This window comes from Burkholderia sp. BCC1977, from assembly GCF_905339595.1.
GTDB lineage: Bacteria > Pseudomonadota > Gammaproteobacteria > Burkholderiales > Burkholderiaceae > Burkholderia.
Genome location: NZ_CAJPGQ010000052.1, coordinates 13141 through 25769, shown reverse-complemented (window position 1 = coordinate 25769; position 12629 = coordinate 13141). Strand labels below are relative to the sequence as shown.

Sequence of the window (12629 nt, the reverse complement as noted above, 5' to 3'; positions counted from 1 at the left end):
ACTTTCCTTAGACTTTGAATTCATTCTTGAGAAGGGCTACAACCTTCTCCTTTGTATTGAAGCCGTTCTTGATGAGAATTTCGGTGATGTCCCGACCTGATATAAAAATAATCGGATGACGATCTTCTCGGACTTCCTCATATGCCTGACGCGCAACGACCGAAGTCGTGACCAACACACCAAATTGCCTATGTCGAATCCTGGATATGAGCCGCGACACCTCTTTCACACCTACCGAATTCGGTGCCCCTCCGTTCATAGGGGGTCTGTAACATTTCGCCTCAAGGGAGAATTCTGCATACACCGGATCTTCTCCCAAGCCAAGTAGATAGCGACCGACAGCGTCTCTACCACCATCTATGGTTCCGCGAGTAATCTCATCGACAATCACTCGCGCATCTGTCATCTGATAGATGCGTGCCGCAAACGCTTCAAATGCAATTGGAGATTCTTTGAAGTGTTCCCATACGCTGTGTAGAAGGCTAGCTTTAATTGGCGTATCCGGCGACTGCTCTTCAAGAGTTCGAATGATCGTCGTTGGTTCAGCCGCGAGAGGCAGATACTTCCCAGATGCCACCCAATCGGCCCACGCTTTTGGGGCGTTGGACGTAATGAAATTTCCAACCACGAGATCATTGATCCAATTTCTGCTTACAACAGGAACGTCCAAAATCGTAAACACTGAGCGGTAGTTCTGAAAGCGTTGACCCGCTGATGATTTCCATACGGCAACCAAGTCTTCCGTCGCTGAGAGACCAGGGAATCCGGGGACCGCAAGGCCCTTGTACTGAACGGAGCGTGCGCCAGTCGAAGTTGCATGCTTCTTGAATACTAAAAATGGTGCAACTCCTGATCGAGGCTCCCCTTCTGCATGTAGACGAGCAAATGCATGGCGCAGCACTCTGTTCCCCCCCGCACGAGTGTCGTGCAGTTCATGGCCAGGAGTCTTGTTGTCTCCGTAGTAGACAAACTGCCCGGTGCTCAGATCAAGCGTATCCGGCCAATCGCGATCTTCTCCGGTCGTGAAAAGAATCACCCAATTCTTCCGCTCTCCGCGCCCGGATACACGAAATCCCCCCATATTTCCTGAGCCTGGAAGCAACTTTGCGATAGGTTCTCCCGAAAGTTGACCATCGGAACTGCTCTCATACACCGCGTCGACGATCAAATCCGCCGTCGCTAATGCATGGAATGGAAAGACTCTTGTCACCTGGTTCTCACTCAAATTCTGGGATCGACGGTCATCTCAGGCGTCGACGTATCTTGGGGTTGGGTGGTGATGCTTTCCCGCTATCATTACCCCCGATGGCCGAGCTGTACGCGGTAGCGTGCGCCGCGCCGCTCACCTTGGCGCTCGACCCTACCGCCCGAGATCAAATCGGTGATCGCGGCGTTCCATTGGCCGTCCGTGATGCCGGTAGCAGCAAGGACCGCGACCTTGGCATGCCAGCCATCGTTCGCGGTCAGGAAATCGAGGATCGCCGTGGTTGGCGTAACACCGTTGGCGCTGACCGTAACTCCTGATTCGAAGTCAAGCGATGATTGAGCCGTTGCTACGCTAACCACGCGACCGCCGTTCGGGGCACGACTCGAAGCACGCGGCGTGGCACCGGCATGCAGTCCATGGGAAACTTCTTCCTGGTAACGCTCACGGTTCAACTCCGACAGCCGTCGAAGCACTTCGACGCGCGCAGTCTCGGAGATGGTGAAGCGTACACGGTCGTTTTCCGACAGATACGGTACTTCGTGGAAACTGTGCTCAAGGTCGATGTCGTCCCAGCCATAGGCGTGCGCTACTGCGACGTCCATTTCGCGCTGCAATGAGCGCAGCCGTTCGACACTGGGGGCGCGTTCGGTGTCGGTATGGAAGCGGTTGTAGAGCTTGGTCAAGCCGATGCGATCGGCCCGCATGACTTCGATGCGCGCTTGATGAAATCGATCTCTCAAGTCATCAAACTGTTCGTTTGATTTGTCAATAAAACGGATAGGGAAAGCAAATGTCTCAAATGCATTTCCCGGCGAATATTTGAGCCGTGTTTCCAGTTTGGATGAGTACTGCCGTGCCCAGACTTCATGCAACGATGACTGACAGATGGCGAGTAGCCCAACATTTTTGAAAACATCAAGGTTGGCGGACATGATCGAAGTGTTTGGGATTTCCGCGAACCCGAGGTGCTTCGTCACTTCGCTACAGACCAGTACAGTCTCCTGCCTCGGTTTGATTGAGTCCCATCCCACCGGGTGCTTCTCGAACTTTTGCCCCCAACCAATAGCATGATACAGGGCCGGTCGCTTTTCTGCGAACTGCCACCAATAGTCTCGATAGACTTTCCGGTTATTGGTTTGACGCTCCGCCTTTACCGTCTCTTCAAGCCTCTGCCAAGGTAGTTTGTATTCCTTAGCTCGATTTTCCGGCCAGTCCCAGAAATTGATCACCCATCGGCTCGGGCGCTGCTCGGGATCTGAATTGAGGTCATCACCGTTGATATACGGAAAAATGACTTCCGCGTTCCGCGGATCGGCATCCAGCATCCTGTGCGCCTCATCTGACGACAGAACGAAACCCATACCGAGCACAATCGAGCCTTGATACACGATGCCTTCATTCGCTTTCAGACGTTTGGGACTCCACTCCTCACGATCGGACAAGAAGGCCGAGATAAAGGGCGCTGGCCGCCCAAGAAGCGAGCGTTCGCCCTGCCACTCGCCCTTGTGAACATGCACCCGACTGGTGACAACCGCCGCCTTTCCGGGCCAGGGTTCATTCGGATAGGCGGCATAGATCACTGCACCTGCGCCGACCATCGCCTCCAGCCCGACCTGCCGCGTGTCACCTTCGGCGATGGTATTGACCGCAAGCAACCCAAAGCCACCTCCCTCACGCAGCAGACCCCATACTCGCAGGAAGAAATAGGCGACCAGATCGGCGGAGCCACGTCGCCCTTCAGCGATGTGTGCGACCAGCCAATCTCGGAAGGCCGTACCCACGACACCAGTGATACGCTGTCCGCCCAAAAAGGGCGGATTACCGACCATGCCATCGAAACCGCCGCGATCACGCGCGAATACCTCGGGGAATTCCAGCGGCCAATGGAAAGGCCGACGTGCGGGTTTGTCGCTAGGCTGATCGGTGGAGAGCGCAATAACCGCTCTCCGGTGCATTGAGACGAGAGCGTCATGGTCGCCGCCGATGACCTGTCCCGCTTGGCTGGTCAAAGACACTAGCGCATTCTCTAGCCCCGCACGGCTACCGACCGATGCGAACACTTCTCCGATGAACGCGTCGGCGATGCTTTCCGGCACTTCGAGTCGGCGGCGTGCATCGGCGTCTAGATGTGCCATCGCCTCCACATCGCGGATATTGCGGATGGGTATTTCGCGCAATTGTTGTCGCAGTGTAACGGCCTCGCACACGGCCTGTTCGACGCTTTGGCCAAACAATCTTAGCTGGCCTTGGCCCCTCGGGTTGATCGAAAGCTGGGTGAGCTGATCCAGCCGATGGATGCCGAGCAGGCTGTCTCCGCAGCGCAGGTTGTGGTCGAGGAAGCCGAAGGGCCGGCCCTTGGCCAGCGTCACCAGCCAAATGGAGAGCTTAGCAAGTTCTACAGCCAGCGGATTTAGATCAACGCCGTAGAGGCAGCGTTCGGCGATGAGGCGGCGAGCGGCGATGGTGCGCATCTCTGTGTCGCGCGGCAGCTGCTCGACATTGGCATCGGTGTTCACTACGCGCCCGTCGATGCCGACCGTGTGCCCGCGTGCCTCGGCCAGCGCCCATGCCGCCGCCAGCCGGTCAGCCAGCCAACGGCAAGCTTGCACGAGGAACGCACCCGAACCCATCGCCGGGTCGCAGATCTTCAGATCAAGCAGTTCGGCCGGCGATTTCAGCACCCAGTCCGCGTGCAGCATGCCCTGCGCCGGCCCGCTGTAGGCAATGGGCGTGAGCGTTTCTGCAACGATTGCTTCGGTGAGCGACTTCGGCGTGTAGTGAGTACCAGTCTCGCGGCGATCGGAGCCGGTTGTGACGATGAAGGCTCCAGCGGGATAGACCAGCGGGTAGCCCCAAGGGTCAGTGCGCACCAGATGAGCGAAAGGTCTGATGCGGTCGCGCAGCGCCGTGTCTCCATGGCAGGCCGTCAGCACGCGATCGGCGAGCGCATCGTCCACGGGACGCGACAGATCGTTGTGCACGCGACCGACGGAACTGCCGGAACGCTCCCGAAGCAGGTCGGCTAGCCGCTCGGCACCGTCCAGCCGCGCAGATTCGAGTTCGGCCAGCGTGACCCACGGCGACTGGGCGCTCTTGGTGGCTTCGAGTTCCAGCGTGACTTTGGCGGTGCGCTTGACGGTGCGCTCCAGCAAACCTTCATAGACGTAGCCGATTTGCTCGACGTCCAGCGCGCGATAAGAAAGCGTGCGCCCCTGGAATTGCTGGATGGCTTCGAGCAACAGCAAGACAGTGCGGTTGTCAATTGGCAGCGGCTTGGCGACGTCGATGCGCCAGTCCGAGCCACGGTCGCGGCCTTCGAGAAAGGGAAAGCGGTCCGGATCGAAAAGGGAGCCGCCCAGTGCAGGCAGCCGCAGGTTTTCGTGCTCGATGCCGCCGTACACGGCCCGAAAGACTGCCAGCAGGCGCGACCATGCATCCCAGCGGCGCTCAAGAATCTCGTCGGATTCGGCACGCAACTGCATCCGCAAGGTCGAAAGCGCGTAGTTGGCTTCGTAGCGTTCGTCGCCCAAGAGTAGAAGGCCGCGTTCTTCTGCGGAAAGCAGGAACACCAACCGCATCATCACCGTCAGCGCGGCTTCGTAGAGTTCAGCTTCCTTCACACCGCGCAGCAACTCGCGGCCGCGGTCCTGGTCGGCCTTGTCGAGCGACTGGATGAGCACTTCGACCGCACGCCGCACCTGCTCGCCCAAGGCGTCGGTCACTTCGTCCTGGAACTTCAGCGAGCGATCGAAGAGCGCGGGCAGCCGCTCCGATTCATCCACGAAGAAGCGCCGAATGCCCAAGAGATGGACAAAGGCCTGGAGGGTGACGGGTTCCTGCGCCCAGATGCGCGCATACCAACTGGCGAAGGTGGTGACCGCGCCTACCGGCGCATCGACCAGCATCCAGCATTCGCCATTGGTCAGCAGGCCGAGACGGCAACCCGTAGCGCGGCAGAGTGCAACCATCCGCTCCGCCGGGCTACTGGCCCAGCCGTCCAGCTTCTGGGTCGCATCGAAATCGACGTCTTGCCCGTAGGTGTGGACGAGCATCAGTGGCTGGTCCCCATTGCCGACGACGGCGAAGTCCGGCGACAGGCTCAAACAGTGTTCAGGCAGAGTGACGGTCAGGTGCGCGGCACACCAGTCCTTACGTTTGAGCACGTCGCCGCGGCCGTCCTCATCAAGTTCCAATCCGTGAGACAAGACCTCGTCAATCCACGCCGCGTGCAGCTCGACGAAGCGGAAATCGTCGGATTCCAGTGCCTCCCGCCACTCGTCGTAGGCTTGGCGCACCCGCCTGAGCTTGGTCGCATCAAGTTCTTCCAGCCCTTGCGGGAACGCTTCCTTCAAAACGGGAACGGCAAGGAACGGGCCGGAAATCTCGATGAGCGTGAGCCATTCGTGCTGCGTGCTCATACAGCACCTCCGGCGGATTCGGGTACGACGAAGATCACAGCAACCGGGAAAGTGCGGTCGTCGAGCTTCGCGTAGCGGGAGTCAATGGCGTGCGTCTCCATCCGGCGTTCGTCGGGGATGCGCGCGAGGCGAGCTTCCAGCGCGGCGTTGTCGCGCCGGAGTTGCATGCGTTCGTCCTCGGTGAAGAGCGAGAGCTGTTCGGGCTGTGCGCCTTTCTTCAACTCGGACTGGATCGCCTTTTCCAATTCGTCGAGCACCGTACCGATGTCGTCGATTTCTTGCTGCATGCGGGTCTGAAGCGTGTTTGTCAGGTAACGGAGACGTTCTTTGGAACGCGCATCAACGGCCTTCAGGATGGCTTCCTGCTGACGGTCAAAGCGAACGCGGAGCACGTCGAACAGGGGCAAGGCCGCCTTGATTGGCTTCGCTTCGTCCAACCACTGCTGGACGCGGGTGACGCCTTCTTCGCGGCGGAAGGATTGGTCGCGCAGATAGCCACCTGATGCCGTCAGTTCCTCGTGCAGCCGATGATGGTTACCGCCCGTAATGACCAATCGCGAGACGACAACCACGGCCGGGCCATCGATAAGCGCGTCTGGCATCGTGCGGACGGTGACACGGTGCAGTTTCTTCACATCGTCTTGCGCCCAGACCTCGGCACGCAGCAGGCGCAAACACATCTGCACCAAGCGATGGTTCAGGTGGACAAGCACGACATCGTCGCGGCCACTGGCAACGGCATGATCGAAGGTGATGGGCCGAATCTTCTGGGTGTGCGGATGGCGCAGCCCTTCCAGACAACGCGCCCACGAGCCAGACAGCGCGGGCATCTGGAAGACGCTACCCAAAGGTGCGTCCTTCAGCTCAAAGGGTTCCAGTGGCGGGCGGCCCGCCAGCGCGAGGCCGGTCTTCACGGCCATCAGGACGTGGTCGGGCGTGAGGTGGAAGTCCTGCTTGGTGGTGAGCAGACGCTCGTGCAACTTGGCGATACGCTCCTTTAACTCGCGTTCGGCGCGCACGAAATTCTTGGCGCGAGCGATCCGCGCCTCAGCCAAACGCGTGTCCAAGTCCTTCAGAGATCCTTCGATGAGGCCGGACATCTGCGGCGCGATGACCGGATTCACACTGCCCATATCCGCACGCATTGAGTCCAGTTTCCGCAAGGCCCGCAGGATATCCTCGCTGTGGCCACCAACCGATGCGCCACTCGCGCCGCCACCATCGACCGGATGCCAGATCAGCACTTCCTTCTCGCGCTGCCCATGGCGGTCGATACGCCCGTTGCGCTGCTCCATCACGTTGGGGTTGTATGGAATCTCAAGGTGGATGAGTCGACTACAGTGGTTTTGCAAGTCAATGCCTTCGGACGCTGCGTCGGTGGCAAGCAGGATGCGCACCGGGGATTCCTGCGGTGATGCCTGGAACGCCGCCTTGATAGGTTCGCGCTCGTCTTGGGAAAGGCCACCGTGAAGCAGGCCGAGACGCTCGCCGCTGAAGCCGTGGCTGGCTAGGATTTGATGCAGCCACTGGTGCGTGGTGCGATACTCGGTGAACAGGATCACCCGGCGATCGCTCCACGAGCCATCCGGCTTGAGGTTCTCAGTAAGCCAGTCGAGGATGGCCTGGGCCTTGGAGTCGGCCTGATTCTTGGCTCGCTGTGCCCATACCCTCAAATCGTCCAGCATCGCACGCTGCTCCGCCGTCAGTGGCGGCGAACGGCGCGTAGCCTCCTCGATAGCTTCGGCATGGGCATTCTCGACTTCCTGATCGTCCGCGTAGTCCTCGTCAGCTTTGAGGATGGCCTTGTGCAGGATGCGCTCTGCCATGATGTCTTGCTTCGCGGGTCGTGCTTCGGATAGCGATGCGATGTGCTTTTCAAGCGTGGAAGCGAATGCCGCCGGCGACGAGAGCAAGCGCTTCTTGAGGAGTCGATTGATGAAGGCCGTGCCGAAACCATTACCCGCCTTCTCAGCATCCTTTTCGCGACTGGCGCAGTAGTCATCGAGTTTGCGGTGAATCTCTCGCTCTTCAGTCGAGTACGGAACCGTGAGCGCCTGCAAAGTGCGCCGGGCATACAAGGGGTTGCCTTCCGCATCGACCAGATCGCTCTTCAAGCGGCGAATCATCACCTGACTCAACTGCTTTTCGTCAGGGAGGATGTTACGGGCAAAACGTTGGTCGTCGAGTAACTCCAGCAACGAGGTGAACGACTCCGTGTAGCCGTTGTGTGGCGTGGCGGTCAAGAACAACCGATGCTGGAAATGCGGACCGATGGCGCGAATGAGGCGCGTCCGCTGGCTCTCCAAAGCATAGTGAGCCCCTGCGGCCGGAGCTACGTTATGCGCCTCGTCCACGACCAGCAGATCGAACTTGCGTGGATAGCTGACATGCGGCGGAATCACGTCACGCATGGCGCGCAACCCTTCTCCGCTCTTTGCCCAATCCATCGACGTGATGAGACGAGGATGCGATGTCCACGGATTGGCATGGATACCACGCTCGCGCCGCAGTTGCTTGATGTAGTCGGTATCCACAACTCGAAAATCGAGACCGAATTTCTCCAACATCTCGATGCGCCACTTCTCCTGCAAAGACGCGGGGCAGATGATCAATACAGTGCGGGCACGATGCCGCAGAAGAAGTTCCTGAATGACCAGACCAGCTTCGATTGTCTTGCCGAGACCGACATCATCGGCAATGAGCAGATTGACGCGCGCCATGTCGATCGCACGTACCAGCGGATCGAGTTGGAAGTCCTCGATACTGACGCCGCTACGAAACGGAGCCTGGAGAAACCCCCGATCGGCGTTCGTTGCTGCCCCCCATCGCACAGCATCAAGGAAGGCGTCGAGCGTACCCGAATCGTCCTGTCCCGTGATTAAGGGAAGGCCCGCGCGCTCGATGACTTGAGCGCCCGGCTCGATTTCCCAAATGACTTCCAGCTCTTCACCAAGCCCATCTTCGTCGATCGAGGAAAGCGTTACGCTGTGTTGAGGTGCTGAATGGTCCGAATCCAGCCGAGCTGCATCAACATCCGCTACGACCCATTGGCGGCGACGCACTTCGACCAGTTGCCCTGGCTCCGGTCGAGTCCGGTATGCCAGTGCTTGCCGCTCCCCTTGGATACTCATGTGGCCACCTTTTTCAATTCTTATCGTTTACACCGTACGACGCGGCCCTACGCTTACCGTCGATTATGGCGACCGCGTTTGCCACGACCTTCGCCGCATCAATCGGTGACTCGTGCGACCAAAATCGAAGCACCGTCCAACCAAGGGATCGCAGGCGTTCGTTCGTGTCTGCATCCCGTTGTTGATTCGCCTCAATCTTCTGCCGCCAAAACTCCGCGTTCCGTTTCGGCCATGTGGCATGTTCGGGACAGCCGTGCCAAAAACAGCCATCTACGAAAATTGCGATTCGCCGCCCCGGGAACGCAATATCGGCAACGCGGCGGGGTTTCTTTAAGACCTCACAATCGACCCGATACCGTAAACCGATCCTATATAGCTCTCGCCGCAATGCAACCTCAGCACCCGTTGCCTTTTGCCGAACCTTCGCCATTCGACGACTGGTTTCAGCCGACGGTGGATCGCGGAAGGACATGTGCTCAGCCTCAATTATTAGTCGGCAAGCGAGATTGAAGCCAGGTGATTCTTGATACTCCGTGCGATAGCACGACCTAGGTTTACTGGCACGGCATTCCCGATCAGACGCCCCAATACTGTGAAACTGACTTCACCGTCTCTCGGAACGAAGGCGTAGTTGCGTGGGAAGCTCTGCAGTATTGCCGCCTCCCTCAGTGAAATCGCGCGATCTTGTTCCGGGTGACCAAATCGCCCATTTCCGAAGCCATAGCACTGAGTCGTCATAGTAGGAGCCGGTTTGTCCCACTCCATTCGACCGTAGACACCTGGGTACGAACGTCCGCTCTTGGCGCGATGACAATCAGCGACAAGGTCTTTTGGCCAATCGCGCCACGTCCCGCCGGGCTTCGACGCCTTAATCCGCTTCAGATTCTTTTCCGATAGCGTCGACGCGACGTGCAACTTATCCCTAGGAGCACTCTCGCCAGCGGACAAAGAACGTAGTCGACCAATGGCTTGGCGCACTGTCTTCGGCGTTTTGCGTGTTGGCGCGATCATTTCGATATCGCCGTGCTTTGATGCGAGCAGCACCATGCGTCGCCTCATTTGCGGCACCCCATAGAGTGAGCTATCGACCACATCGAACCACACTTTGTAACCCAATCGCGTCAGCGTATCGACGAAATCATGGAAAACAGCATGTTTGGCAATCGTCGGGACATTTTCCATCGTGATGACATCAGGCTCAGTACCCTGCGCAAGGCGAGCAAACTCGTACAGCAAACCCCACTTGCCGTCTTTACCATCAAGCTCATAACGCTGTGCATAGCTCGAGAAAGGTTGACATGGCGCGCATCCGGCAAGGATCCTCAACTCCGCATCACCAAACAATGCCCCCAGCTCTTCGGCAGCTACCGTGCTGACGCTCCGCTCGACGAACTTGGCCTGATTGTTAGCCTCGTAAGGAAAGCGGCACGCCGGGTCTAGATCGATACCTGCGGCCACCGGCAAATCTTCCAAAACGAAGCCATGCGTCAGCCCGCCGGCCCCACAGAACAAGTCGACACACGAAATACTCGCCACTTCAAACCTCCTCGTTACATCTCAAGCAACCTACGGCGCAATTGAGACCGAATACAGTCAACGCTTTATTCCTTGGCCCGGCTATCTGGCTCTGCCGCACCACCGGACCTCACCCATCCATCAATTTCATCGGTCTTGAACTTCCACAGCCGGCCGATCCGATGAGCAGGCATGCTCCGTTTGTTGATCCATGTGTAGACGGTGTCCTTGCTCACGCCGAGGTACTCCGCAATTTCCTCGACCGACAACCAGCGATCTGACATGACGTCGATTTCCATCAAAAAGCCGAGAACCGGCCAATCATGTAATGATCTCATGAATTGACCGAAAGAAATCAGGTTTCGTTGGGTTCAACCCGGTTAGGCAGGGTTTAACAGGAAGGCTTGCCTAGGCACGTCACGCGCGCGACCGTGAAGCCGGTGTACTGGCGCCTAGTCGTCTCAGCAGTCGCCGATTCAAAATTATTCAACCCTATATTCGCCCCCTCAGACGCGGCCAGTCGCGCTCGCTTCGTCATCACGATCCCGCGTTGGCGCGACTTCCACTCTGAATGCTGACGGTCACCCCTTCCCTTGGCCGTCAGCCTGTTCGGACTGAAACTCTCAACCACGTACTCAAAGTCGCTAGCTTGACTGGAGCGGTCACAGACGCGACAGACGGTATAGCAATGGCGTTTGCAAAACGAAACTGGGGGCAGGTCGATGTTGAGAACGATCCGCGACACCCATGCGACGGCACGACGATGGATTTTTCTTCTCGGTGACCACACGTGATAGCCCACGGCTCTCACATCGCAGCGATGAAATTTGATCAATTGGGAGGCGCAATTTCTAATCCTGAGGTTTCAATGTGCCCAATCGATCAAAAACATATTCGAATTTCCGTTGACCATGATTTAAAAAAATATCTTATTTTTATTCCTCACACCCCCCCCAAAAACCACTTATTGACCTTCGCCTTCCACGATCTTATTCTGCAAAAATTCGAGAAAACCTTGCCGTTGAATTTCACGTGACAGACTTTGGAAAATTTGTCCGAGCTCGCCGCAAAATGCTCAAGCTCACGCAGACCGAACTCGCACGCCGACTCGGCGTGGACGACGCGTATGTCAGTGCGATCGAACGCGGAGTTCGTACGCCCGGCGACGTCGTCTTCATCGATCAGTTGGGACGAGCTCTAGCACTCGATGTCGATGGTCGGCTTGAGCTGGTGGAGGTCGCCGAAAGCTCCAAGCGTCTGCTGCGCTTATCCGACCCGCTACCGCTGTACAAGTACCGGGTCATAGCGGCGCTGGTCGGGGACCAAGCTCTGACGGAAGCAGACATGGAGACGATCGCAAAAGTACATGCAGCGATCGTTCAGATTCGGAACGCTACGGCGTCAACCGTAAGCATCGATAGTGGGGGAGCTATGTAAAAGAAAAAGCGCCACAAAACCAGAAGGCCAGTAGCGCTTGTGAATCAGAATCGCAAAAGATTTGTAACCTCGCAAGTACAAGTCTCCATCGATCTGATCTCGGCGTCAAGCCCTTCTATCGCCCTTTGATTTGCGCGCCCACTAGATTCAACGATTTTTGGTTGAATCCCGGGTACCACTCGTCCATTCTTGGGGTCCGAATTCGACAACGAGCCGTTGTCGAAGGGGCGCGCTTTCTCAATCGTGAACGTCTGTCACAGACGCGAGGGAGCAAACTCGTGCCCGAATCATCAGCAATTTCTTCGTCATCGCGACGGCCGCGCCGCGTTGTGACCGTTTCCGGTCACGGTGCGCGTGGAATATTTCCGAGTCGAAAATCCGCCAAGCCCGCGCAGTACGAAAGCCTCATCGAGGTGATGATGCTGCGAATCCTGGAGATCGCCCCGTCAGTCAAATCGATCGCAACTCAGCCACAAGTATTTGAATATCTCGACGGAACCTGCAGGCGACGTTACACACCCGACGTGAAGATCGAAACGGCCGCCGGAGCAATATTTCTCGAGGTCAAGGACGACAGGTCAATCACCAAGCACTCGCAAGCTGCCGTTCGAGTCTCAGCTGCCGCCCGGCACTTCCGGCAACGTCGCGTCCGTTTTCACCTTGTACTGCGAAGCGATCTCATCGCCAACGACCTCCAGCGCCAGCTCGAACTAATCTTCAGAGCGCGTCCAATGCCTGGCAGGTATCGGCCACGTATCGATGCAACCCTCTGGGATCCCGAGTACGGAACCCATCCGTCGGCAGAGATGCAGCAGCAATGGGATAGCGCGAAACGAGAGTGTGATGCACTGCTCCACCGGATCATGAAACGCGACCCGGACGATCTTCTGCCTGTCTCGATTCGTTAACTGGAGATTCACC

At 57.7% G+C, this 12629-nt stretch carries 9 protein-coding genes; 3 read left to right on the top strand and 6 right to left on the bottom strand.

The features are described from left to right. Positions 1-7 precede the first annotated feature (7 nt). From U5771_RS30275 to mads1, 6 genes are all read right to left on the bottom strand, one after another. Positions 8-1225 (bottom strand): restriction endonuclease, encoded by a 1218-nt coding sequence (locus tag U5771_RS30275; RefSeq protein WP_322027374.1) that lies wholly within the window; start codon positions 1223-1225, stop codon positions 8-10. Between the two features lie 71 nt (positions 1226-1296). Then, positions 1297-5625 carry an Eco57I restriction-modification methylase domain-containing protein gene (locus U5771_RS30270; RefSeq protein ID WP_322027373.1) on the bottom strand — a complete coding sequence of 1443 codons (4329 nt, stop codon included), beginning with the start codon at positions 5623-5625 and terminating at the stop codon, positions 1297-1299. Continuing rightward, positions 5622-8756 carry a DISARM system SNF2-like helicase DrmD gene (drmD, locus tag U5771_RS30265; RefSeq protein ID WP_322027372.1) on the bottom strand — a complete coding sequence of 1045 codons (3135 nt, stop codon included), beginning with the start codon at positions 8754-8756 and terminating at the stop codon, positions 5622-5624. The genes U5771_RS30270 and drmD overlap by 4 nt, the downstream gene beginning before the upstream one ends. Before the next feature lie 13 nt (positions 8757-8769). Further along, positions 8770-9228, bottom strand: a complete 459-nt coding sequence (locus tag U5771_RS30260) for a very short patch repair endonuclease (protein ID WP_322027371.1) — start codon at positions 9226-9228, stop codon at positions 8770-8772. A gap of 17 nt (positions 9229-9245) precedes the next feature. Continuing rightward, positions 9246-10292, bottom strand: coding sequence for a DNA cytosine methyltransferase (locus U5771_RS30255; protein WP_322027370.1), 1047 nt, complete (start codon positions 10290-10292; stop codon positions 9246-9248). A gap of 65 nt (positions 10293-10357) precedes the next feature. After that, positions 10358-10570, bottom strand: a complete 213-nt coding sequence (gene mads1, locus U5771_RS30250) for a methylation-associated defense system helix-turn-helix domain-containing protein MAD1 (RefSeq protein ID WP_415859451.1) — start codon at positions 10568-10570, stop codon at positions 10358-10360. A gap of 491 nt (positions 10571-11061) precedes the next feature. Between mads1 and U5771_RS30245 the strand changes: the two genes are divergently transcribed. The 3 genes from U5771_RS30245 to U5771_RS30235 all read left to right on the top strand — a co-directional run bounded on the left by U5771_RS30245 (position 11062) and on the right by U5771_RS30235 (position 12616). Next, entirely contained in the window at positions 11062-11307 is a 246-nt protein-coding gene (locus U5771_RS30245; RefSeq protein WP_322027369.1) for a hypothetical protein, read from the top strand. Beyond that, positions 11304-11708, top strand: a complete 405-nt coding sequence (locus U5771_RS30240) for a helix-turn-helix transcriptional regulator (RefSeq protein WP_322027368.1) — start codon at positions 11304-11306, stop codon at positions 11706-11708. The genes U5771_RS30245 and U5771_RS30240 overlap by 4 nt, the downstream gene beginning before the upstream one ends. A gap of 278 nt (positions 11709-11986) precedes the next feature. Further along, positions 11987-12616, top strand: coding sequence for a TnsA endonuclease N-terminal domain-containing protein (locus U5771_RS30235; protein WP_322027367.1), 630 nt, complete (start codon positions 11987-11989; stop codon positions 12614-12616). Positions 12617-12629 lie beyond the last annotated feature (13 nt).